Genomic DNA, 22,823 nt, shown 5'->3' on the forward strand with positions numbered 1-22,823 from the left:
CCCGTCGTGCAGGAAAGTATTGTCGGCCACGCGCGTAGCCAGGGGCATGACGCTTCCACGCTCCGTGGGCATCCTGCTTCTTTGCGCTGGCGCGGTCGCCTGTGATGGCTCCGCCCAATACGACCATCACCCCGGCGGAAACGAACCGGAGCCGCCGCCGTCCACGTCGGAGTCCGTCCGCCCCGCACCGGCGCGGTTCTCCTGCGACGCGAACGCCGTCCCCGCGGACCTCCCGTTGCCCCGGCTGTCCCGGAAGCAACTGATGAACACGCTCCGCTTCGCCGTGGCCCGCGCGCTGCCGGGCGAGGCCGACGCCCTCTGGGCGCAGCTCACGCCCAGCCTGGACCGATACCCCGTGGACCGGCGCACGCCCGCGCCCGGCGACTTGAAGGGTGGCTTCAGCCGACTGGACCAATCCATCCAGCAGACCCAGGTCGACGTCATGTATGACCTGGGCAAGGCCGTGGCCCAGGAGCTCACCAGCACCGACGCGCGCCGCAACGCGCTCCTGGGAAGCTGCGCGAGCGACAGCCAGACCGCCAATGACCGGGCCTGCCTGGAGACCTTCATCCGGGGATGGGGCTCCCGCGTCCTGCGCTACCCCCTGCCAACGGCGGAGGTCACCGCCTTCGCCGACATCGCCGGGGCCACGCCCGTGGACAGGGCTGCGGTGGCGGACGTCATCACCACCCTCCTGAACTCGCCCTGGTTCCTCTATCGGATCGAGCACGGCACCACCGCCGGACAACCGGTGAGCCCCCTCTCCGCGTTCGAACTGGCCGCGAAGCTGTCCTACCAGTTCTGGCAGGCACCGCCGGACGACGAACTCTGGGCCGCGGCGACGGATGGCTCGCTCCTGACGGAGAGCGGCTTCAACGCCCAGCTCGACCGGATGATGCGGAGCCCCCAACTGCGCAGCTCCCTGGATGAGTTCGTCAGCGAGTGGCTGCGGCTCGAGGAGCTGCCGTCGCTGGTCGCGCTGCGGAACGACGCGGTCTACCAGGCCTTCGTCGGGGCGGAGATGCCCACGGACGCCACGCGCACCGCGATGTTCGAGGACGTCCAACGCTCCGCCTGGAACACCGTCGTGTCCGGTGGCTCGGTGAGCGACTTCCTCCACGACCGGAGGTCCTACACGGCGGACCCCTTCCTGGCCGCCATCTACGGTGTCCCCGTCTGGAACGGCACCGGTCCGGCGCCGGTCATCCCGTCCCAGAATCGCGGCGGCCTGCTGACCCGCGCGGCGTTGCTGGCCACGGGGACCGCGTCGACCCGGCCCATCCACAAGGGCTACCTGGTGCGCAACGCCCTGCTCTGCCAGCAAGTCGGGGCCCCGCCGCCCAACGCCAGCGACAGGCCTCCCTCGCCGACGGAGCACATGACGACGCGACAGGTGGTGACCCAGCTCACCTCCGGCGGGAGCTGCGGGGGCTGCCACAACAACACCATCAATCCGCCGGGCTTCGTGCTGGAAGGGTTCGATGCGCTCGGGCGGGAGCGCAGCGTCGAGCGGCTGTATGACCCGAAGGGCCAGGAGACCGCCGCGCCCTCCGTGGACACCTCCGCGGACGTGTGGCTCTACGACTCCGAGCAGCGCGTCATCTCCAACGCCGCGGAGCTCTCGCGGATGGTCGATGACAGCCAGCTCTTCGAGTCCTGCGTCGCGCAACACTACTTCCGCTTCGCGCACGCTCGCGTGGAGTCCACCACTCGCGACGGCTGCCTGCTCTCGGAGATGGAGGCGGTCGCGCGCAGCGGCGCCCCCCTGGCCGACCTGCTGAAGACCGTCGCCCGTCATCCCACGTTCAATCAGAGGACCTTCCCGTGAGCAACACACCTGTCTTCCGCTGTGACCGCCGTATGTTCCTGCGCGGCACGGGCGGGGCCGTGCTGGCGTTGCCGCTGCTTCCATCGCTCTTGAGCCCCCGCGAAGCGAAGGCCCAGGCCGCCCAGCGCCCGAAGTGCTTCGTGCATTTCCGGACGCCCCACGGCGCCATCTTCGGCGCGAGCATGTGGCCAGGGGACTCGGCGTTGACGCAGAGCCTCTTCTACGCCGACCACGACGTCCGGCGGGGAGACCTGACCGCGACGCCCAACGCGAGCGGGGATTCGGTCATCAGCCGGGTGCTGACGGCGAGGTCGTCCATGCTCACGCCCACGCTCGTCGCGAAGATGAACATCCTGCGGGGACTCGACTTCCCCCTGTACATGGGTCACAACTTCGGCGCCGCGCTGGGCTACTACGACTTCGACAAGCAGCGGCCCGGCTCCCCCCGCGCGACCATCGACCAGGTGATGGCCTACTCGTCGGCCTTCTACCCGAGCGTCGCCTCCGTCCGGAAGCGGAGCGTCGCCATCGCCGCCTCGGGCACCACGAGCGGCAGTTGGGGGTACACCACCCCCGGAGTCCGCTCCTCCGGCGTCGCCTCGAGCGCCATCAGCGGCACGGAGAGTTCGCTCGCCCTCTTCGACACCTTGCTGGCCGGCACCAGCAGCCCCGGCACCAGCCGGGCGCCCGTGGTGGACAAGGTCCTCGAGAGCTACCGGCGGCTGCGCAACGGCAACGGTCGGCTCTCGGCCGAGGACCGGATGCGGCTGGACCAGCACATCGACGCGGTCGCGGAGCTGCAGCGTCGGCTGCAGACCACCAACGCCGGCTGCCAGGTGCCGTCCCGTCCCACCACCGACAACCTGTCGCTGCGCAACTCCGGCTCCTTCGCGGGAGACCCCGCGAAGAACGTCGAGTACTTCCGGCTCATCAACGAGGTGCTCGCCGTGGCGATGAACTGCGGCGTCTGCCGCGTCGCCACCCTCAGCATCGACGAGAACAACCAGAACCTGACCTTCACCCCCCGCGCCCCGCAGGGCGAGGACTGGCACAACAACGTCGTCCATCCCTCGACCGTGGCCGGGGCGAACCAGGACCTGGTGGTCCAGTTCAACCAGGTCTTCTTCTCGCAGGTGTTCCTCGACCTCGTCTCGCGCTTCGAGCGGTTCTCGAACGGCGCGGGGGGCACCCTGCTGGATGATTCACTGCTCGCGTGGGGGCAGGAGAACGGCAACACGCCCCACTTCTCCTTCTCCGTCCCGGTCGTGACCGCCGGGAGCGCGGGGGGCGCCCTCCAGACGGGCAGCTACTGCGACTACCGGAACATCACGCGCAAGGTGAGCGGCGACTCGAGCACGGGCAGCGAGGGGAGCTTCCTGTGGGCGGGCCTCCTCTACAACCAGTGGCTCGGCACCGCGCTCCAGGCGATGGGCATCCCGCAGTCGGAATGGAGCGAAGCCGACCACCCCGGCTACGGCTGGAAGGCGTCCTACCAGTCGACCTACGAGTACTTCTTCACGAACAAGGGGTTCAGCTCGGCGCAGGCCTACCCGGCGGCGATGTGGCAGAAGACCGGAGAGCTGCTGCCGTTCCTCTCGTCCTGACAGCCTCGTGAGGTGTGGGATGACCGCCGCGGCCTCGACCTGGACCTGTGGATGTCACACCGGCTGTCCGGACGGACAGGGGGCGAGCTTCGCAATAACCTCTTGATTCGACGCACGTGTAGACCCCGAACGTTACGTCTCCCCTCGTTCGCGGAAAATCTTCATCGCGGTTGTCGATCCAGCGGCGCACGGGTCGTCGTCGCCTCGGACACAGCCACCGAGGCGCACGGAGACACGCGATGAAAGTCATGCTGATGGTGAAGGCGACCGAGAAGACCGAAGCGGGCCAGAAGCCGACCGACGAGGCGCTGGTCGCGATGCACGACTTCAATGAGGAGTTGCGGAGGGCCGGCGTGCTGCTCGACCTGGCTGGCCTCACGCCGATGAGCCACGGCGCACGCGTGCGGTACACCCGGAGCAGGTGCAAGGTGCTCGATGGGCCCTTCGCCGAAGCCAAGGAAGTGATCGCCGGCTACAGCCTGCTCGAAGTCAAGACGCTCGCAGAAGCCATCGAGTGGGCCAGGCGCGCGCCGTTCGGCCTCCTCGTGCCGGACGGAGAGGAGATGGAGGTCGAGCTGCGACCGCTGTTCGACCCGGAGGAGTTCGACGTGCCGGGCGAGGCAGCGGAGCGAGCGAAGCGGCTCGGCGAGAACCCCGGCAAGGTGTAGCCGCGACGGGTGAGCGCCCCACATCGCGGCCCCACCCTGCCCCCCGCTACGGAATGAAGCCTGGGCTTCCGCCCCATCCTGGCGCTCGTCTCGATGCGCCAGGGGAGAGGGGACGAAGTCCTGCCCATGCGCGCTACAGGAACTCGTCCCCACCTCCGGGCTCCGGCTCCTGTGCGGACAGGAGGACATCTCCAGGTCGCTGCTCCACCCGGAGGCCCAGGCCCATGGCCGTCAACTCCTCGAGCGCCGTGAGGGCCTCCATCACGGGCTGGACGTCGGCGACCCGGGCAGGCACGGCGATGCGCTCGAGACGCGAGCCCACCTGCTCCAGCAGCGCATGCGGGGGGAGCGCCTCGAGGTATCGACCATACAGGTAGGCGAGCGCGCTCAACTGGGTGACGTCGGAGGGCGAGACGGTCGCGACCATCGCATCGAAGCAAACCCTCACCTCCTCCACCGAGGTCTCCTGACGCCACAAGCCGAGCAGGGAGCGAAGGAACGCCACCAACGGTTGGGACCGGGACGCGTGAAGCTGGGCCGAGGCGACCTCCAGCGCCCGCTCGGCGCGTGCGGGGTCGGGCTCGACGAAGAACAGCGGCAGCACCTCCTCGAGGCCCGGCGTGTAGAGGGGCTCGGCGAGTCCCTCCGGCGCCCCCGCGAAAGCACGCAGCGTCTCCGGCTCGAGCGGCTCCCCCGCGAGCCAGCGGCACCAGAGCGCCTCGAGCGAGCCCGCCGCGAGCGACGCACGACGCAGCAGATGGGGGCGTGCCTGCTCCACCCCTCCGAACAACACGACGGTCATCAGCTCCTCCGCGGAAGGCCCCTCGGGGAACTCGAGCGCATCCGCCCCCGTCCACCGCGCGTACCGCTTGCGCTTCAAGTCGCGCTGGACCTCTCCCGCCACCTCACTCCACGCGGACCAGGGCACACCGAGCGCCGCGTAGTCCTTCCGAAGGCCCTCGTCCGCGGGGGCCGAGACCTCGTTGGGGCGCTTCTTGAAGTCGGCCCGAACGCGTTTGAGTTCCTTCGCGAACGCGGGCAGCTCCTCCGCTGGACAGCCGCCCGTCAGGAGCCGGAGTCGGGCGACGGGGACACCGGGCAACTTGAGCAGCCACGACTTGAACGCCGACCAGGCGGGTGCGGAGAGGTGTCGGATTTCCACGGTCTGTCCTCATTCAGGCGCCGGCCCGCTTCCGCGAGGAGTCGTCGGGCCAGGCGTCCTGCTCCATCATGACAGCTTCGGCTCGAACCATGGAGTCCCGCCGCCGAGCAAGCCGCGCACCGGCCCCGGTGCCCTCCACGGCTCGGTCGCCGACGTATGAGCGGGGACGGGCCCCGTCGTCACTGGTGCGGCTCGCCAGAGGGGCGGCGCCGACCGAGGCGACCCAGTGATTCCGCGCGCAACTGACCGCACGCCGCGTCGATGTCCGCCCCGAACTGCTGCCGTCGCGTCGACGAGACGCCCAGGCGATGCAGCCCCGCCACGAAGTCGTCGACCTTCGAGGACACCGGGGCCCGGAACGACGGGTCCGCGCCGAAGGCCGCGTTGTAGCGGATGACGCTGACGTGGAAGAGCTCGGGCCTGGAGCGACGCTGCACGAGCCGCGCGAGCTCGACGAGGTGTTCCTCGGAGTCGTTGACGCCATCGATCAGCAGGTACGCCAGGTAGGTCTTCCGTCGCGCGCGCAGGACGTGCCGGTCGAGGATCGCGAGGTTCTCCTCGAGGGGGAACCGACGCTCGAGCGGAATGAGCTGTGCGCGCTGCTCGGGGAACGGAGAATGAACCGAGAGCGTCAGCGTCACCTGCGGGTGCTCCTCGGTGAGCGCCGCGAGCGCCGGCGCGAGCCCCACCGTCGAGACGGTGATTCGACGCGGTGACAGCCCGCCGTAGCCCGGCGCCGTGAGCACGCTCAGCGCCGTGAGCACGTTCGGGTTCGCGAGCGCCTCGCCCATCCCCATGAACGCGACGCTCTTCGGCGCGCCGCCAGGCTCCGAACTCCAGCGCTGGTGCACGACCTGGGCGCAAATCTCGTCGGCGCTCAGGTTGCGCTCGAGCCCCAGGGCCCCCGTGGCACAGAACGAACAAGCGAGACCGCAGCCCGCCTGCGTGGACACGCAGACCGAGGACCAGCCAGCGCGGTAGCGAGAGAGAACGGTCTCGACCCGCGCACCCGAGCGCGTCCGGAAGAGCACCTTCTCGACCTGCGCGCCCGTGCGCACGGACTCGACCTCCAGGGGCAGGACGGTCTGCCCGAAGCGGGAGACGAGCTGCTGCCGGAGGTCACCCGGCAGGTCTCGGACCTCGTGGAAGCTCTGCGCGCCGCGCTGGAATGCCGTCACCAATTGCTGGTAGCGATAGGCAGGCGCACCCAGCCCGCGCAGGAACGAGTGGACCTCTGCGAGGATGCCCGGAGGGGGGTGCGGCAGTTCGTGGACGGTTCTGCGATGCATGGCCATGACTCCTGGTGAGACGGGGTTGCGGGGGGAAGGAAGCGCTCACGAGCCGGTGGCCGTGATCCACGACGTCGTCGCGCAGGGGAGCGAGGGCGGGGACCACCGATGCCGACTCCGTGCAATCGCGGCACGGACATGAATCACTCCGAATCCCAAGGGCGCACGGCGACCGTGCGCGGCGCGTTCGAGAGGACGACGTACGTCCTCGAATCGGATGGGGATTGGGTGATTTAGGCCATGGTGGCGCTGGCAGGACCAGCGCATGACCTGTGTAGCACGCGCACCACGCGTTTGCAGCCCGTTTGTGGCCCCACGGCCGAGTCCGGCGAGACCTTCCGCGGGTCCCGCCGTCTCGGGGCCCCGCGCTCACAACGCCAGGAAGTTCGCCGTCAGGAAGGCGGAGTACCAGTTCATCGGCGTGACGCCGTTGGCCGTGTAGTCCGCCGTGTGGTTGTTGGTGGTGAGCTGCCAGTAGGTCAGGTCCCACGGCGACCAGCCGAGCCACACGTCGCGGTTGTTGTTCATGAACGTGAGCGCGTTCGTGATCTGGCCCTGCGCGAAGGACTCCTGGTTCCGGATCCCCATCTCGGACAGGAACAGCTTCTTGCCGTGGGTCCTCGCCCAGTTGGTGACCGCCGTGAGCTGGGCCCCGTAGGACGACTCGTCGTTGCTGCCGTAGCCTTCCGGGTAATACGAATGCATGTCGAAGGCGTGGTTGTTGGCGCTGTCCGTGATGGCCAGGGCCGCGACCGAGTCGAGCGGCCCTCCGCCCGGTGCCCAGGTGTGCCAGTGCCCGACGTCCGACGCACGCGTGTTGGGAACCAGGATCAACTGGGTCGACCCCGTCGCGCGCACGGCGTTCATGACCGTCTGGATCCCGGAGAACCACGTGGTCGAGGTCATCGGGAGATCATGCGGCTCGTTCATGAGGTTCAGGACCACCTTGGGGTTGGTCTTCACCAGGTTCGCGAGCTTCGTCCAGACGTCGGCGAGATGGTCCACGGTCAGCGTACCGTCCCCGATGATGCGTTGGACGTAGTTCGAGGTCTGGTTCCCGGCGCCGTCGAACGCTCCCGTCGCATAACGGTTGTAGTTGTGCAGGTCGAGCACGAGGGTGAACCCCTGGGCCGTCGCCATGTTGATGTAGTTCAGCATGCCGTTCGAATAGGCCGTATCCAGCGGGCCATAGAGCGTGTGCTGGATGCGCTCCCAGGAGATCGGCAGACGAATCAGGTTGAAGCCCTTGGCCTTGTAGTACGCGAGCTCCGCGGTGATCTGGGTCGACGACGGCACCTCGTAGTAGGTCTGACCGGTCCAACCATCCCAGTCGTCGCCGTACTCCATCCCGGCGCGGTTGATGCCGCGATAGGCCACGCCCGTGGGATAGGTCTTCCCCGTACCGCTCGGCGGCTGGGGGGTGTCCTTCTCCAACGCAATCCCGTCCACTCCGTAGACCACCGCGGAGGCGCTCTGGAGCGTGAGCTTGTTGAACGTCGTCAGCGCGCCCTTGAGCGCGCTCATCGGAATCCTGACGCGCGTCCAGTGCCCCGGCGCCAGGGACGCGAAACCCGGATTCGCATAGGCGCCGATGGCGACCCCCGCATTCCCGTCGACCCCCTCCTGGCTCAAGATGACCTTGAGGGACTGGATGGTCGTGAGGTTCGAGGTGCCCGGGTTGATGGCGAAGCTCACCGCCACGGAGCTGGCGACCGGGACGCTGGAGCCGAACGAGCCCAGGGCCATGGCGCTGTTGGCCGGCGCCGTCACCTTCAGGGACGTCGTCCCATAGGCCCTGCTCACCGTGTCGGGTGCCAGCGTGGTTCCGCCCCAGCTATAGGCAGTGCTCCAACCGGACGCGACCGCATCGTCATACAGGACCGTCATGGAGGACGTATCCAGCGCGGGCAGCCGGGGAATCTCGATGGCGATACCGTCGATGCCGTAGCTGACCGCGACGTCCGCCATGAGCGTGAGCTTGTTGAACGTGGCCAGTGAACCCTTGAGCGCGCTCATCGGGATGGTGACGCGAGTCCATTCGCCCGCCCCCAGGGAGTCGAAGCTCGGACTGGCGTAGGTGCCGATCGCGACGCCCGCATTCCCATCCACCTCCTCCTGGCTCACGATGAGCTTGAGGCCCTTGATCGCCGTCAGGTTCGCCGCGCCCGGACGGATGGCGAAGCTCACGGCCCTGTAGGTGTTCGTCGAGAACGTCTGGCCTTCGGCCCCCAGCGCCAGGGCGCTGTCCGCGGCGGAGGTGACCTGCAGCGACGAAGCACCATAGGCCTTCGTGCTCGTCGTCGACCCTTGGGAGATGCCGCCCCAGCTATAGCCGACATCCCAGCCCGACGCGGCGCCATCGTCATACAGCACGGTCTGATAGGAGGTGTCCAACGCCGGCAGGAGCCACTGCTCGACGACGCTCGGCTCGCTTGCATCCGTGAGCACATCGCTCGAAGGAGGCGCACAGGCCGCGCCCAAGGCGAGGAGACTTCCCAGCAGAACGTAAAGACACTTCCGCGAAACCGGTGGTCGTCCCATTCAGGCCCCCTGGAGTTGGAAAATGATTGAGCGCCCCGGCCCTCAGCGTCAACAACTCCTCACGCCGACCGGGTGTCGCGCTCGTCACGACCGCTGTCGGAGTTGCTCGTGGCGCCAGTCCCGGGGCGTCATGCCATACGCCTTCTTGAAGGCACGACCGAAGTGCGTGAGGTCCACGAACCCCCAACCGAAGGCGATGTCCGCGATGCTCCGCGCGTCCATGTCCGGGTCCTCGAGCGCCTTGCGGCAGCGGGCCAGGCGACGCGAGAGGACCCAGCGCATGAAGCTCTCGCCCCCTTCCGCGAACAGCCCATGCAGGTAGCGCGTGGACATGCGGAAATGGGCGGCGGCCGTCGCCGGGCTCAGCGAGGGCTCCGAGAGGTGACGCTCGACATGGACACGGAGGGCATGCCGCCGGGCCTCGCGCACGCTCGCGGCGTTCGTCTGGATATGGCGGCCCTGGGTATTGAAGGCCAACGCGAGGAGGTCGAGCAGATTGTCCGCGACAGAGCCGGCGACCGGTTCGGCGACCTGGTTCTCCGCGAAGGCGCGCAGGTAGGCACCGACCAAGGCACCGACGCCCTCCCGGGTGTGGAGCACGCTGCCCACCATCTCATCTGGACGTGAGAGCCGTGGCCGCAGCGTGGAATAGGGCGCCACGATGACGATGCGGCGGTAGTCCGCGTCGAACGAAATCTCTCCCGGCCGGGTCCCATCGAACAGCTCCACGTCGCCCGGATGGGAATTCCGCTCCTCCCGCCCCTGGCGCAGTCGGCAGACCCCCTCCACCTGCATGCAGAGGAAGTAGCACTCCCGGGGGGCGCGGGCGATCTCCGTCTCCCCCCGGTGGACGTGCTGGGCCGAGGAATGCAGATAGGTCACCCCCAACGGCCCGACTTCACGGTGGTCGAGCCGCCCGAAGAAGGGACTGGATGCCTTCCGCTCCGTCCGCAGCCCCAGGAACACCTTGCTCGCCAATTCCTGCCAGTACTCGTGCCGCTCCTGCTCGGAGACCGCGTCCGTGGAGAAGACTGTGCGCATGCGCCCGCCCCGGGTGAAGTGGCACACATCATCCACCCAATCCGACAACCCCTCCAGCGCCCTCGGCCGAATTCCCATGCACTGACAGCCGAGCCCCGCCCGGCCTCCCTCTCTACCTTCATCAGGCCGATGCCGATTCCGCTCGGTCCCTCTCAAGGAGAATGTTCGTGAAAGCGTTCCTCGCAGCGTTCGTGCTTTCGATGTCCGTCGCAACGCCTGCCCTGGCGCAGCAGGATGGTCCGTTCGCCAGCACCGCCGCCCTGGCCAGCTATTGGTCGACGCAGAGCACCGGCAGCGCCCTGACCCAGATCTACGTCAATGGCAAGCTGGTCTATCAGCGCAGCGGCTTCGGTCCGGCGTTCGTCAAGCAGTACTTCCAGTGCTACGACGGCTCCGGCATCAAGGCCGTGTGCAACAACATCTTCGACGGCTACCTGGACGTGGGCGGCGCGGTGGGCACGTTCAGCGGCGGGTTCACCGTCTACCTGGACGGCGCGCTGTATCGCTCCGGCAGCCCCTACTCCAGCGCCCACCTCAAGACCTGCTATGGCGACATGAGCTATTACGGCGCGGTGAAGTACTACATCGTCGCGAGCATCAACGGCGGCTTCAGCCCGCCCTATCCTGGCAACAGCTGCTTCTGACCCACCGTCACGAGCCGCGCCCATGGCACCGAAGGGGCGCGGCTCCTGCCCCCAATCCAGGGCCGTTGGAGTAGGGTTCAGGGGTGAGCGGTCGGGCCGGCGAACCGCGAGGAAGCCATGAGCGATTCTCCCCTGAAGCCCGGTGCTCCCGTCCCTGTCATCCCCGAGGAATCCACCGCCCCACCGGAGCGCCGCCGCCGGGGACGGGCGCTGCTGGCCGCCACCGCCGCGAGCGCGTCCTTCACGCTGGTGGCGTGCGAGCCCTACATGACGACCAACCCCGCGCCGTGCGTCTACGACGGTGGCCTGGTCGACGATGATTGCAACCCGGACAACGGCACGAACGAGACCCCGAAGGAGGACGCGGGCACGGACGCCGGCCGCCCCTTGCTTCCTTGAAGGAGCATCCGCCATGACCACCGAACTCTTCGAGCTGGACCTGACGGACGGCGCCGCACTGACCCTGCACGAGCGGGCGTCGGGCCACGTCGCCGAGCGCTACCCATGGGGCTCGCTGGAGCCGTCGCGCTACCCGGCGGCGCTGGTGGAGCGGGCCCGGTACTCGTGGACGCTCCGGGCGCTCAACGAGTTCGGCAGCGCGACGGTGATGGGGCAGTTGGTGCAGGTCATGGGGCAGGCGCGTGTACCCCTGGACCTGTGGAGCCTGGCGGCGCGCTTCCCGGCGGAGGAGATCCACCACGTGGAGCTCTGCGCGCGGATGGCAATGCGACTGGGGGGCGGCACGCGGCTGTCCTACGAGCCCGGGGCCTTCACCGTGGCGTTCGACCCGTCGCTCACCTTCCTCCAGCGCGCCAGCGAGCTCGTCGTGCGGGTGTGCTGCGTGGGGGAGACGCTGTCCTTCGCGCTGTTGTCGGGATGTCTTCGCGCGACGTCCCACCCGCTGACGCGCGCGGTGCTCACGACGCTCGTCCAGGAGGAGGCCCTGCACGGGCGGCTGGGCTTCCTGTATCTGGATTGGATCGCCCCGGACCTGGACGCCGTGGAGAAGGAGCGGCTGGGGCGCGTCGCGCGCGAGGCCCTGGATGCCCAGACGCCCTTCTGGGAGAAGCTTCGCAGCACCACGAAGGACGGTGTCACCAGCGAGGGCTTCCTGCTCGAGCACGTGACGGAGCTGGGGTGGATGGAGTCCCGTGACTACGTCACGGTGAGCCAGGAGACGGCGGAGACGCAGGTGCGCGCGCCCCTCCTGCGCCACGGCATCCGCGTCCCCTGACGTTGCCCGTCCCGGGCCTCATGCCATAGCGTCCTACGATGGACGCCCCTGGGGTGCCTGACGCGTCGCCCCGAGGATTGCGCCCCAAGCCCGCACGGGAGAGGCCTCATGGGACATGACTTTCGAATTGGTGGTGCCGGTCGAAGGCCGCAGAGCACCAACGTGACGCAGCAGGGCTCGACCTCGAGCGCCCCCGTGCAGGAGCAGCGTCAGGTACAGCCGGAGCCCCAGGTGCAGCGGGACACCCAGGTGCCCTCGAACCACGCCTCCGAGTTCTCGACCACCGCCGCACCGCCCCTTCCGACGGCCTCGGGGCCGCATGTGCCGATTCCCACCCGGCACGGCACGCTGGGCTACTCCCGGGCGGGGACGGCTCGGACCTCCGTCGACGCGCCGACGAACGTGTCGGAGGTCTCCTCCAACCGGCCCGCCTTGACGCTCGCGGACCTGCGTCCCGGTGACGTGCTCCTCAAGGTGGGCGTGCAGAGCGGCACCCAGAAGGTCATCAAGTTCGGACAATCGCTCCAGGGGATGAGCGGTTCGCAGGGGACCAGTGAGACCGTGCACGCCGCCATCTACAAGGGCGACGGGAACCTCCTGGAAGCGACGGGGACGGGCCTGTCCGAGGCCGCCGTCGAGACAGGTTGCACCTGGCACATCTACCGGTTCAACAACGAGACGGTCGCGAAGAACGCGGTGCACATGGCCGAACACCACACGGCCATGCGCCAGAACGGCGTGGTCGAAGGCTACGGCGACTATGCGACGGCAGGGGCCGCACTCTCCGTCCTCCGGGGGCAGGGAAAGTCCGACACCGCCAAGTTCTGGAACGGCGACCAGAAGTCCTACAGCGAGCAGGAGAAGAAGGACTTCTTCTGCTCGCAGTTCGTCATCCGGAGCTACGGGGAGGCGGCGAAGCTCGAACCGGAGGGGCAGCCCGTCATCCCCATGGATGGACATACCCACAGCAGCCCCCGGATGCTGGAGCACATGCTCGAGAAGGACTCCGCGCAGTGGAGATGCGTGGGGAGCCTCCGGCTCGACTGAGCGCGCCACCCGCGAACGGACGACCCGGTGGGCCTGGGAGTGGCCGTGCGCTCAGCGCGCCAGCCCAGGCTCACTTGCGTGTTCGGGCCCCGGACGAGCCCCGAGTCTCTCCGCGCGCAGACGACGCAGGCGACGGTTGCTGAACGTCACGCCGTCGACTCCGCCGGAGGCCGCCCGCGTGAAGGTGACCGTGCCGAGCGAGCCGATGAAGCGGTCTCCACCGAGGGCGTCCAGCACGACCTCGTCCCGGCGTGGCCAGCGTATCGCCAGCCTGCCGTCCGCGACGCGCACGGTGTAGGTCATGTCGACCTCGTCGCTGCGATACTGCCCGGCGAACGAGGCCAATCCAGAGACCGTGGGCAGGGGCTCGGCCACACGGATGAACTTCCGCGTCGTCGGCCAGAAGTCCTGGATGCTCAGCTCGCGCGGGGCACGGGCCGTGGGCGCCGAGAAGCGCCACACGTGTGTCGACTCTCCCGGCCGGAACGCGCCCTGGCCCATGGGGACGAACGCCGTGGGCACGCCGACCTGGCGCAGCGCCCCATCCTTGACCTCCAGCCGCACCACCTCGTCCGTCCAGGGACTCCAGTAGTCGCCAGCCAGGGCGGCCAGCTCCGCCTCCGGCAGCGCGACGGCGGGCGGTATCACGTCCTTCAGGAGGTCACCCAGATACACCTCGGCCACCTTCCGTGTGAGGTCCGAGACCGGAATCGTCGCGCCATTGCACAGCGCGACGATGGCCAGCCGCTGGTCCGGGAAGAGGATGACGTCCGTGCGGTAGCCGCCGCCCATGCCGTCGTGGCCCACCATGCGCAGGCCGCGATAGTCCGCCAGGTGCAGGCCACCGCCATAGCCGATGGGCGTGCCATCGTTCAGCCTGCCGGACGTCTGCAGTGACGTGCTCAACGCCCGTCCGCCGACACGCGCGTCGAGCAGGTTCTGCTCCCACTTCAACAGGTCACCCACGGTGGTGAACAGGTTGGTCGAACCGTAATGGTCGGTGTTGAGGATGCTGACTCGCCAGCCTCCGCCGTCGCGGGGGCTGTACCCCGATGCGCGCCGCGGCACGAGCTCGGTGTGGTCGTCGTGGAAATGGGTATCCGCCATGCCGAGCGGCTTGAAGAGCCGCTCGTCGGTGAACCCCCTCAGCGACTTTCCGGACACGCGCCGGACAATCACCGCCAGCAGCGTGTACGGGGCATTCCCATACACGACCTCCGTGCCCGGCGCGAAGTTCACACCCCGCTGCCGGGTCAACGCCCAGAGGATGTCCGCTTCGGTGTACACGTCATCACCGCGCCAGCCGGCCAGGTTCAGCAACTGGCCCTCTTCGCGCAGACCGCTGGTGTGGTGGAGCAGGTGCGCGAGGGTGATGGTCTTTCCGTAGGCGGGGAGCTCCGGCAGGTATTTTCGGATGTCGTCGCTCAGTGACAACCTTCCCTCCTGAGCCAGCAGCCCGATCGCGGATGCGGTGAACTGCTTGGAGATGGAAGCGACCTGGAAGTTCGACTGCGGCGTGATGGGGACGTCGTGCTCCAGGTTCGACATGCCGTAGCCGCGCACGTAGTCCAGCACATCGTCACGCGAGATTCCCACGGCACAGCCGGGCGTGGTCTTTCCGCTCCACGGCGCGAAGATGGCGTCGACTTGCTGGTGGCGCTCGCGGCGCAGGGCGTCGTCCACCTGCGCTCGGCTGGCCTCTGGCGGCGAGGCCAGGACGGCGACCGTGTCGCCACCTCGGGAGAGCGAGGCCCTGTCGGAGTCGGCGCCTTCGCCCGCGGCGGCGACGGCGGGAGCAAAGGCCAGACGAAGGACCAGGAACGACGGCACGACCAACTTGCGCGGCATGGGCGCGGCCTCGTGGCAAAGGGGTGCGCGAGGCACGATGCCCGCACAGGCCCCGCGCGGTAGGAACGTTCAGCCAGAGGAGACGGGCGTGCGGCGAACAGGCACCTCCGTGCGGTGAACGGGCCACACGCCCGGTGGGCACTCGAAGCCGGCAGCCCGAGTCATGCGCGAGGAGCCCTCGGAACAGCGACCTGTCCCCACCACGGGGCCGGTCTCGTCGTCCCGTTTGCCGCGCACCACCCTGCCCGGCTGCGCTGCCTGTACCTCGAGGCCCTCTCGTCATGAGAGGCCTCTGCCCGAGGGGTGGCGGAGGGACGTTCGCGAGCCACTCGCGAACCTCCGTGGACGCCAGAGCCAACCTGGGCGAGACCTTGGTCTCGGAGCGGAGGGACGGCAAGGTCGGGGCCAGGAAGCTCGGCGAAGGCCAGCCCCCAGCAGCCCGCCGTCAGGACGTGATAGGTACGGTGGCCGTGCCCCGGCCCAAGCTGCACAGCGACGAAGCCGTCCTCGACGCCGCCATGGGTGTGCTGCTGCGGAGCGGACCGGCGAGCTTCACCTTGAACGACGTGGCCGTCGCGCTGGGGATGTCCCGCGCCGCGCTCATCCAGCGCTTCAAGAACAAGGACACCCTCTACCTCCGACTGATGGAGCGCTCCGGTGAGCAGCGGCGTGACTACCTCGCGACCTTCCCCGTGGAGGTCGGCCCGCGAGGCGTGTGGCGCTTCATCACGGACATCGTCGCGGGGATGGGCACGGGCGAAGGGCTCGAGAGCTACCTGCTCCTCGCCTGGGAGGACCTGCGGGACGTCTCGTTGAGGCGCATGGCGCTCGAGCGCAACCTCATGGTCCGGGAGGCCATCGCCGCGCGGCTGCCTCGCGACCTGGCCTCCCGTGAGGAGGTGGCCGCCGTTCTCCAGGACGTCATCGCCGGCGCGACGATGCAGTGGCTGGTGGAGCGGAAACCCTCACTCACCCGCTACGTGCTGGAGCGCGTGCGCAGGGTGCTCCGCCTGCTGTTCCCCCAGGAAGCCTTCGACCTCCCGAAGGCCTGAGCCCGGGCCTCCAGCCATCCGGAGACAGCTCGCCTCCTTCAGGGCTTGTTTATAACCAACGCGTCGGTTATCAATTCTGAAAGAGGAGCCTGCATGACCGAGCGAATGATCGAAACCCGTGGCATCCGCCTGTGTACCGAGTCCTTCGGCGCGCCGAGCGACCCGCCCATCCTCCTGGTCATGGGGGCCGTCTCGTCGATGAAGTGGTGGCCGGACCCGCTGGTGGAGCGGCTCGTGGGCGCGGGGCGGTTCGTCATCCGCTACGACCACCGGGACACGGGCCGTTCGACGACGCAGCCCCCCGGCCCTCCTCGTTACACCGTGGATGACATGGCCGACGACGTCATCGCCGTGCTGGATGGCTACGGGCTGCCACGCGCCCATCTGGTGGGCATGTCCCTGGGCGGCATGTTGTCGCAGATCGTCGCGCTGAAGGCCCCGGAGCGGGTGTGCTCGCTCACGCTCATCGCCGCGCAGTTCCTCGGGGACCTGGGCTTCGAGCCTCCACCGCTCTCTCCGGCGCTGCTCGCGCACTTCGCGACGATGGCCACGCTGGACTGGCGCCACGAACCGGCCGTGCTCGACTTCATGGTGGAGGCCGGGCGGCTCAACTCCAGCGAGCGCAGGCCCTACGACACGGACCTGGCCCGCCGAGTGGCGGCGGGGGAGTTCCGACGCTCGCACTGCATCCAGAGCATGATGAACCACGCGTCCCTCACGGGAGGCGAGCGCTGGTACCACCGCACCCATGAGCTCCGGCCGCCCCTCCTCGTCATCCACGGCGCGCTGGACCCCGTCGTCCCCCATGTCCACGGCGCCGCCTTGGGTCGGACCGTGCCGGGCGCGCGACTGGTGACGCTCGAGGACGCGGGACACGAGCTGCACGAGGCGGACTGGCCTGTCATCGCCGAGGCCATCCTCGCCCATACGCGCGCCCCCGCGTGATGGCGGAGCGGCACGTCCTTCATCGGCCCGCCGTCGATGCTCACGTAGGCGTCACCCGAAGTGGAGACACGGGCCTCGCCTGAATGGGCACATCACCCGCGCTCCATTCATCAACGACACCCCACCCCTCGCGGAGGAATCCGGAGGCCCGCTTGACCGGGCCCGGCGATACGAGTCGCAGCGCCACGAGCGATTCAGGCCTGAGCTGGGCCATCACCGAGACGAGTCCGAACGTCGTCGCATTACGGCCACGCCGCGAATCCCGAACGCGCAACGGGATGGTGACGGCAGGCCCTCAGGCGCAGCGCACCCATGGCGAGAAGCCACCTCACCCTGTCTTGCGCGACAGGAAATGGAGGTTCCCGCCCGGGTCCGTGTGCGTCGCTTCCAGCGCGAGCCCCTGCGCGACCAACAGGTCGCGATACCCGTCGACGCTGTACGAATGATAGCGGAAGGGCACGCCATCCATCGGCGCGCCGTCGATGGAGCCGTGCGTGTCGCCCGAGGTGAAGAGGAAGGCAGCGCCAGGCTTCAAGGCCCCCGCGATGTTGGCGATCGCCTGCGCCTGCTCATCGTGGCGAAGATGGAAGAGGACGCCCCAGGCGATCGCCGCGTCGAACGTCCGCGACGGAAGCTCACACGACTGGATGGGCGCGCGGAGGACCGGCACGTGGGGGAGGTTCGCTTGAAATCGCGCGAGCAGCTCGCGAGAGCTGTCCACACCCAGCACCTGGCAGCCGTGCTCCACCAACACCCGCGTCAGCGGCAGCCCCGTGCCACAACCGGCATCCAACACCCGGGCGCCAGCCGGAAGCGAGGCCGCGAGCGCCGTCACTTCCGGGACGCCCATCCGGCCCGTGCGGTGGGAGGCATACCAGTCCGCGATCAAATCGTACTCGTGCACGCGTCAGCCTCCTCCGGGGAGTCGTCCCCGCACCGCACGCGGGCCCAGGCCCGCCCTGTCCCGTGCCTACCCAAAGTCAGGCCGCTGCGCCATGCGTTCGTCGACGACTCCGAGCCTGTCGAATGTTACGACGAACGCCAGCCCTCGAAGTGCAGCGTGGACAGGAGCGTCGAATGAGTCTTCTGGTGATTTGTGAGTTCAAGACACGGACCGGCGGCGAGGCGGAGTTCCTGCGGGCGGCGCGGGCATTGGCCTCCGTCGCCGCGACCGAGCCCGGGACGTTGCGCTACCAGTGGTTCACCACGCAGAAGCCCGGTCACTATTCGATCATCGAGGAGTACGCGGACGCCGACGCGGCCGAGACCCACAACAACCACGTGGGCTCGCTGCTCCGTGAACTCTTCGCGGTGTCGGACCTGGTGTCGATTTCGTTCTTCGGGGAGCTCAACGCGTACTTGCGCGAGTGGGCGACCGGCCGCGAGGGTGTCGCGGTCCACGTCGCGTTGTGACGTCGCCCGGGGTCAGGCCTGCTCCGCCGAGGCCTTGATGAAGTCGACGAACGCCCGGAGCGGCGCTGGCACGAAGCGCCGCCCGGGGTAGTAGAGGAACGGTCCGGAGAAGGACAGCCACCAGGGCTCGAGGACGGGTTCGAGGACGCCACGGTCCAGGTGCGGGCGCAGCCAGTCCTCGAAGAGGTAGATGATTCCGCTCCCGGCGATCGCCGCGTCGACGGCGAGGTCCGTCGCGCCTCCGACCCGGACGATCAACGGCCCCGTCGGCTCGACCTTGACGACCTCGCCCTCCTTCTCGAACTCCCACTCCGTCATCGTCCCGCTCGGGAAACGGCCGCGCAGACAGGCGTGGTCGAGCAGGTCGCGGGGGTGCCCCGGCCGCCCCTGCCGCGCGAGGTAGGTCGGGGACGCGGCGGCGGCGTAGCGCTGGACCCGGGGCCCGATGGGCACCGCGATCATGTCCTGCTCCAGCCGGTCGTCGTAGCGGATGCCGGCGTCGCACCCGGCCGCGAGCACGTCGACGAAGCTCTCGTCCGTCATCACCTCCAGCCGGACCTCGGGATAGGCGGCGAGGAAGGGCGGGACGATGCGGGGCAGGACCAGCCTCGCCGCACTGACGGGGACGTTGAGCCGCAACACCCCCGCCGGACGGTCGCGAAAGCCGTTCACCACGTCGAGGGCCGCCTCCACCTCCGTCAAGGCGGGGCCGAGCCGCGCGAGCAACCCCTCGCCCGCTTCCGTGAGGACGACACTGCGCGTCGTCCGGTTGAGCAGGCGGACCCCGAGCTGGGCCTCCAGCCGGCGCACCGCCTCGCTGAGGCTGGACGCGCTGCTCCCGCTTTCGCGCGCGCCATCGCGGAAGCCCCCGGCGCGAGCCACGGCCAGGAAGGCATTCAAGTCGCCAAGGTCGACCTTCATTGTTCGCCGCTCCGAACAGCCCGTGCGGACTGTACCTGGTTTCCGCCAGCCGGCGGCGGCGTACCTTTGCCTCGTCCTCGTTCGAAGGAGCGCGCATGTCCAGCATCGATCAGGTCGGAACGTTCAGCCTGGGTGACCGCCGCGTGAAGCGGCTCGGCTATGGCGCCATGCAACTGGCGGGGCCCGGCGTGTTCGGCCCGCCGAAGGACCGGGGCGCGGCCCTGGCCGTGCTGCGCGAGGCCGTCGCGCGCGGGGTCGACCACATCGACACCAGCGACTTCTATGGCCCCCACGTCACCAATCAGTTGATCCGCGAGGCGCTGCACCCCTATCGCGCCGGCCTCACCCTCGTCACCAAGGTCGGCGCGCGGCGAGGCGCGGATGGCTCCTGGATTCCGGCCTTCTCGCGCGAGGAGCTGACCCAGGCGGTCCACGACAACCTCCACAATCTGGGGCTGGAGGTGCTCGACGTGGTCAACCTTCGCTGCATGTTCAGCGTGCATCACCCCGCGGAGGGCTCGCTGGAGGCGCCGCTCCGCGTGCTCGTCGACCTCCAACGGCAGGGGCTCGTCCGCCACATCGGGTTGAGCAACGTCACGCGCGCGCAGGTCGCGGAGGGGCGCCGCATCTGCGCCATCGCCTGCGTGCAGAACCAATACAACCTGGCGCACCGAGGTGACGATGCGCTCATCGACGAGCTCGCCCGTGAGGGCATCGCGTACGTGCCGTTCTTCCCGCTCGGCGGCTTCACCCCGCTGCAGTCGTCGACCTTGTCGGAGGTCGCCGCGCGCCTGGGTGCCACGCCCATGCAGGTGGCGCTCGCATGGCTCCTGCGGCGCTCGCCCAACATCCTGCTGATTCCCGGCACCTCCTCCGTCGCGCACCTGCGGGAGAACCTCGCCGCCGCCGAGCTCCGGCTTCCGGACGACGTGCTCCAGGCACTGGACACCGTGGCGGGTATCGCTTCCGCCTGACTCGGGCGCCCCTACGACGGGAGGCGGCCAACGGCTGGCTGCCTCGGAGCGCGGGACTCCGCCCGCGGGCGCTCAGCGCCCGCGCACGGTGCAGGAGCTCTTGATGTAGTCCACGTCCTCGTAATAGGCGCACGAGAAGGACACATCGAGCTTGTCCGTCGCGGTGCAATCCTGGCGCCCGGTCTGACGGGTGAGGTCCGTTTCCAGGTCCACGCAGTCGCAGCTCTTGCAGCTCTCCTTCTTGCTCAGGCACAGATGGCTCGTCGTGGCGCTGACGAGGGTCGCGCAGTACTGCGTGGCGCGCTTGCAGCTCGTGTCACCACACTCGATCGTCTCCGGGAACGACTGGGGCTCCTCGTTCCCGTCGTCCTTGCCCGAACCACCACCGCAGCCCACCACCAGCATGGAGAGAAGCACCAGGTACCGCGTCGTCGCCTTCATGTCGTCCTCCCGAGGAGTCGCGGGGGCATGAACGCCCCCTCCTCGCAGGAGAGACAGGCCGGGCGGCACCGTTGCAGGGAATCGACCGCCCCCTCCTGATTGTGGGTGACGCAGGGGCATACCGGGGCGCGAGCGGCCCCTCCAGCGTCGGACACCGACGCTCCGGCCCTCCCCTCGACATGACTGCTTCTTTCCCCCGCGGGAAGGGCACTTGCACCTGCCCGCCCCCGACTCCAGCGTCGAGGAGAGACAGCGAGACACGGAGGGGGGGCCGAACCCATGGCGGACCAACTGACGCAGCAAGAGAAATCCCAGGAGCCCATCATCCCGGTCCAGCCTGGAATCCAGGAGGGGCGCCGCATCGAGGACCACGCGCTCATCGGGAACCTGCGCTCCGCGGCGCTGGTCGCCAGGGACGGGACGATCGACTGGTTGTGCCTGCCGGACTTCGACTCCGACGCCTGCTTCGCGAGCCTGCTCGGGAACGCGGAGAACGGCGAGTGGGCGCTCACGCCGAGCGACCCCATCCAGGAGGTCACCCGCCGCTACCGCAAGGACACGTTGATCCTCGAGACGGACTTCACCTGTGACTCCGGCTCCGTGCGGGTGATTGATTTCATGCCCGTCCGCCAGGAGTTCCCCACGCTCGTCAGGACCGTCGTGGGCCTGAAGGGGACGGTGGCCATGCAGTCGAAGCTGACGCCCCGCTTCGCCTTCGGCCGCTCCATTCCCCGGGTGGAGAGCGTGGAGGGCTCGCTCCGGGCCTTCGCCGGTCCCGACGCCTTGTTCCTCCGACGGACCGACCGGGACGCCCCGTCGCCCCTGGTCTCGAACTTCCACGTGACCGAGGGCCAGCGCTTCTCCTGGGTGATGAGCTGGAACTACTCCTGGCTGAACCAGGTCCCGCCGCGCCTGGATGCGGACGAGGCCGAGCGGAACACCGAGCGCTTCTGGACCGACTGGGTCTCTGGAATCGTCCCGCCCCCGAAGTACCGCGACGCGGTGGTCCGGTCGCTCATCACCATCAAGGCCTGCACCTTCGAGAGCACGGGGGGCATCGTGGCCGCGCCCACCACCTCCCTCCCGGAGACGCCGGGAGGCCTGCGCAACTGGGACTACCGCTTCACGTGGTTGCGCGACGCGGTGCTCGCGCACCATGCCCTGTCCATCGCGGGCCTGGAAAGCGAGGCGGGCTCGTTCTGGAAGTGGGTGCTGCGCGCCATCGCCGGGGACCCCGCCCAGTTGCAGATCATGTACGGAATCCGTGGCGAGCGACGCCTCACGGAAGCCAACCTCGAGTGGCTCGATGGCTACGGTGGCGCGAAGCCGGTGCGCATCGGCAACGGCGCCTATGACCAGTTCCAGCTCGACGTGCTCGGCGAGGTGTCCGCGGTCCTCTACGCGGGCGCGAAGTACTACAACAAGGTCGACCCCGTCGCGCAGCGCGCGCTGCTCAACGTCGCCGAGCAGGCGATGAAGGTCTGGAGGAACCCCGACAAGGGCATCTGGGAGATGCGCGGGCCGGACCGCCACTTCACGGCCTCCAAGGTGGCCGCGTGGGCGGCGATCGACCGGGCCATCAAGGCGTCGGACGAGACCAGGATGGTCGCCCCCATGGAGCGGCTGCTCGAGGCCCGGGAGGACATCTTCGAGGAGGTCTGCGCGAAGGGGTTCGACCCCGAACTGAACAGCTTCGTGCAGTACTACGGCGGCAAGGAACTGGACGCGAGCCTGCTCTACATCCCCCTGCTCGACTTCCTCCCCGCGACCGACCCGCGGGTGGTCGGCACGGTGGAGCAGATCGAACGCCAGTTGATCCAGGACGGGCTGGTGCTCCGCTTCAAGCCGGACGCCACCGGTTCAGTGGATGGGCTCGTCGGGGAGGAAGGCACCTTCCTCGCCTGCTCCTTCTGGCTCGTCGACACGTACCAGATGATGGGGCGCTTCGAGGACGCCCGGCGGCTCTTCGAGATGCTGCTCTCGTTGAGCAATGACCTGGGACTCCTCGCCGAGGAATACATGCCGAGCCTGCGCACGCAGCTCGGCAACTTCCCGCAGGCGTTCAGCCACTTCTCGCTCGTCAACGCGGCGTACGCGGTCACCACGGCACGCGCCTGACGTGTCGGGGCACCGGGCAAGGCGCCCCCGCGTTGCCGGGGGCCGTCGCCGTC

General features: G+C 68.8%; 20 protein-coding genes. 12 read left to right on the top strand and 8 right to left on the bottom strand.

Annotated features, from left to right (window positions below):
• Positions 1–46 precede the first annotated feature (46 nt).
• The 3 genes from LZ198_RS02765 (at position 47) to LZ198_RS02775 (ending at position 4,100) form a co-directional block, all read left to right on the top strand.
• Positions 47–1,828, top strand: coding sequence for a DUF1592 domain-containing protein (locus tag LZ198_RS02765; protein ID WP_253970280.1), 1,782 nt, complete (start codon positions 47–49; stop codon positions 1,826–1,828).
• Positions 1,825–3,432: a DUF1552 domain-containing protein gene (locus tag LZ198_RS02770; RefSeq protein ID WP_253970281.1), complete on the top strand. Its 1,608-nt coding sequence runs from the start codon at positions 1,825–1,827 to the stop codon at positions 3,430–3,432. Before LZ198_RS02765 ends, LZ198_RS02770 begins: the two co-directional genes overlap by 4 nt.
• Before the next feature lie 239 nt (positions 3,433–3,671).
• Positions 3,672–4,100 (top strand): YciI family protein, encoded by a 429-nt coding sequence (locus LZ198_RS02775; protein WP_253970282.1) that lies wholly within the window; start codon positions 3,672–3,674, stop codon positions 4,098–4,100.
• A 133-nt stretch (positions 4,101–4,233) separates the two neighbouring features.
• Here the strand turns inward: LZ198_RS02775 and LZ198_RS02780 are convergent, their stop codons facing one another.
• From LZ198_RS02780 to LZ198_RS02795, 4 genes are all read right to left on the bottom strand, one after another.
• Entirely contained in the window at positions 4,234–5,262 is a 1,029-nt protein-coding gene (locus LZ198_RS02780) for a hypothetical protein (protein WP_253970283.1), read from the bottom strand.
• A 179-nt stretch (positions 5,263–5,441) separates the two neighbouring features.
• Positions 5,442–6,551: a 23S rRNA (adenine(2503)-C(2))-methyltransferase RlmN gene (gene rlmN / locus LZ198_RS02785; RefSeq protein WP_253970284.1), complete on the bottom strand. Its 1,110-nt coding sequence runs from the start codon at positions 6,549–6,551 to the stop codon at positions 5,442–5,444.
• 369 nt (positions 6,552–6,920) lie between these two features.
• Positions 6,921–8,999, bottom strand: coding sequence for a glycoside hydrolase family 5 protein (locus LZ198_RS43365; RefSeq protein WP_253970285.1), 2,079 nt, complete (start codon positions 8,997–8,999; stop codon positions 6,921–6,923).
• Between the two features lie 177 nt (positions 9,000–9,176).
• Positions 9,177–10,133, bottom strand: a complete 957-nt coding sequence (locus LZ198_RS02795) for a helix-turn-helix domain-containing protein (protein WP_253970286.1) — start codon at positions 10,131–10,133, stop codon at positions 9,177–9,179.
• Between the two features lie 167 nt (positions 10,134–10,300).
• On the opposite strand from LZ198_RS02795, the gene LZ198_RS02800 reads away from it, so the two are divergent.
• The 4 genes from LZ198_RS02800 to LZ198_RS02815 all read left to right on the top strand — a co-directional run bounded on the left by LZ198_RS02800 (position 10,301) and on the right by LZ198_RS02815 (position 13,058).
• Complete coding sequence (locus tag LZ198_RS02800) at positions 10,301–10,777, top strand: hypothetical protein (RefSeq protein ID WP_253970287.1); 477 nt, start codon at positions 10,301–10,303, stop codon at positions 10,775–10,777.
• 117 nt (positions 10,778–10,894) lie between these two features.
• Positions 10,895–11,176, top strand: coding sequence for a hypothetical protein (locus LZ198_RS02805; protein WP_253970288.1), 282 nt, complete (start codon positions 10,895–10,897; stop codon positions 11,174–11,176).
• A 13-nt stretch (positions 11,177–11,189) separates the two neighbouring features.
• Complete coding sequence (locus LZ198_RS02810) at positions 11,190–12,011, top strand: diiron oxygenase (RefSeq protein ID WP_253970289.1); 822 nt, start codon at positions 11,190–11,192, stop codon at positions 12,009–12,011.
• A gap of 162 nt (positions 12,012–12,173) precedes the next feature.
• Positions 12,174–13,058, top strand: a complete 885-nt coding sequence (locus LZ198_RS02815; protein WP_253970290.1) for a C40 family peptidase — start codon at positions 12,174–12,176, stop codon at positions 13,056–13,058.
• A 51-nt stretch (positions 13,059–13,109) separates the two neighbouring features.
• Here the strand turns inward: LZ198_RS02815 and LZ198_RS02820 are convergent, their stop codons facing one another.
• A complete protein-coding gene (locus LZ198_RS02820) occupies positions 13,110–14,906 on the bottom strand; it encodes a serine hydrolase domain-containing protein (protein ID WP_253970291.1) in 1,797 nt (598 codons plus the stop codon).
• A 470-nt stretch (positions 14,907–15,376) separates the two neighbouring features.
• On the opposite strand from LZ198_RS02820, the gene LZ198_RS02825 reads away from it, so the two are divergent.
• Both LZ198_RS02825 and LZ198_RS02830 read left to right on the top strand, forming a co-directional pair.
• The gene (locus tag LZ198_RS02825) at positions 15,377–15,958 is read left to right on the top strand and encodes a TetR/AcrR family transcriptional regulator (RefSeq protein WP_253970292.1); all 582 of its coding nucleotides are present in this window, start codon (positions 15,377–15,379) and stop codon (positions 15,956–15,958) included.
• Positions 15,959–16,051: 93 nt separating this feature from the next.
• The gene (locus LZ198_RS02830; protein ID WP_253970293.1) at positions 16,052–16,903 is read left to right on the top strand and encodes an alpha/beta fold hydrolase; all 852 of its coding nucleotides are present in this window, start codon (positions 16,052–16,054) and stop codon (positions 16,901–16,903) included.
• Between the two features lie 328 nt (positions 16,904–17,231).
• Here the strand turns inward: LZ198_RS02830 and LZ198_RS02835 are convergent, their stop codons facing one another.
• Positions 17,232–17,807, bottom strand: coding sequence for a class I SAM-dependent methyltransferase (locus LZ198_RS02835; RefSeq protein ID WP_253970294.1), 576 nt, complete (start codon positions 17,805–17,807; stop codon positions 17,232–17,234).
• A gap of 173 nt (positions 17,808–17,980) precedes the next feature.
• Between LZ198_RS02835 and LZ198_RS02840 the strand changes: the two genes are divergently transcribed.
• A complete protein-coding gene (locus tag LZ198_RS02840; RefSeq protein WP_253970295.1) occupies positions 17,981–18,316 on the top strand; it encodes a putative quinol monooxygenase in 336 nt (111 codons plus the stop codon).
• 12 nt (positions 18,317–18,328) lie between these two features.
• Here LZ198_RS02840 and LZ198_RS02845 read toward each other — a convergent pair whose 3' ends face one another.
• Positions 18,329–19,237: a LysR family transcriptional regulator gene (locus LZ198_RS02845; protein WP_253970296.1), complete on the bottom strand. Its 909-nt coding sequence runs from the start codon at positions 19,235–19,237 to the stop codon at positions 18,329–18,331.
• 95 nt (positions 19,238–19,332) lie between these two features.
• Between LZ198_RS02845 and LZ198_RS02850 the strand changes: the two genes are divergently transcribed.
• Positions 19,333–20,211, top strand: a complete 879-nt coding sequence (locus LZ198_RS02850; protein ID WP_253970297.1) for an aldo/keto reductase family oxidoreductase — start codon at positions 19,333–19,335, stop codon at positions 20,209–20,211.
• 72 nt (positions 20,212–20,283) lie between these two features.
• On the opposite strand, the gene LZ198_RS02855 is transcribed toward LZ198_RS02850, so the two are convergent.
• Positions 20,284–20,652, bottom strand: a complete 369-nt coding sequence (locus LZ198_RS02855) for a hypothetical protein (RefSeq protein WP_253970298.1) — start codon at positions 20,650–20,652, stop codon at positions 20,284–20,286.
• Between the two features lie 279 nt (positions 20,653–20,931).
• Here LZ198_RS02855 and LZ198_RS02860 point away from each other — a divergent pair, with 279 nt between their 5' ends.
• Positions 20,932–22,770, top strand: a complete 1,839-nt coding sequence (locus LZ198_RS02860) for a glycoside hydrolase family 15 protein (protein ID WP_253970299.1) — start codon at positions 20,932–20,934, stop codon at positions 22,768–22,770.
• Positions 22,771–22,823 lie beyond the last annotated feature (53 nt).

The organism is Myxococcus dinghuensis (assembly GCF_024198235.1).
Taxonomy (GTDB): Bacteria; Myxococcota; Myxococcia; order Myxococcales; family Myxococcaceae; genus Myxococcus; species Myxococcus dinghuensis.

Coding starts and splice junctions, on each gene's coding strand:
- LZ198_RS02765 (WP_253970280.1), top strand. CDS start 47: ATGACGCTTCCACGCTCCGTGGGCATCCTGCTTCTTTGCGCTGGCGCG.
- LZ198_RS02775 (WP_253970282.1), top strand. CDS start 3,672: ATGAAAGTCATGCTGATGGTGAAGGCGACCGAGAAGACCGAAGCGGGC.
- rlmN (WP_253970284.1), bottom strand. CDS start 6,551: ATGCATCGCAGAACCGTCCACGAACTGCCGCACCCCCCTCCGGGCATC.
- LZ198_RS02795 (WP_253970286.1), bottom strand. CDS start 10,133: ATGCGCACAGTCTTCTCCACGGACGCGGTCTCCGAGCAGGAGCGGCAC.
- LZ198_RS02805 (WP_253970288.1), top strand. CDS start 10,895: ATGAGCGATTCTCCCCTGAAGCCCGGTGCTCCCGTCCCTGTCATCCCC.
- LZ198_RS02810 (WP_253970289.1), top strand. CDS start 11,190: ATGACCACCGAACTCTTCGAGCTGGACCTGACGGACGGCGCCGCACTG.
- LZ198_RS02820 (WP_253970291.1), bottom strand. CDS start 14,906: ATGCCGCGCAAGTTGGTCGTGCCGTCGTTCCTGGTCCTTCGTCTGGCC.
- LZ198_RS02830 (WP_253970293.1), top strand. CDS start 16,052: ATGACCGAGCGAATGATCGAAACCCGTGGCATCCGCCTGTGTACCGAG.
- LZ198_RS02840 (WP_253970295.1), top strand. CDS start 17,981: ATGAGTCTTCTGGTGATTTGTGAGTTCAAGACACGGACCGGCGGCGAG.
- LZ198_RS02845 (WP_253970296.1), bottom strand. CDS start 19,237: ATGAAGGTCGACCTTGGCGACTTGAATGCCTTCCTGGCCGTGGCTCGC.
- LZ198_RS02850 (WP_253970297.1), top strand. CDS start 19,333: ATGTCCAGCATCGATCAGGTCGGAACGTTCAGCCTGGGTGACCGCCGC.
- LZ198_RS02855 (WP_253970298.1), bottom strand. CDS start 20,652: ATGAAGGCGACGACGCGGTACCTGGTGCTTCTCTCCATGCTGGTGGTG.
- LZ198_RS02860 (WP_253970299.1), top strand. CDS start 20,932: ATGGCGGACCAACTGACGCAGCAAGAGAAATCCCAGGAGCCCATCATC.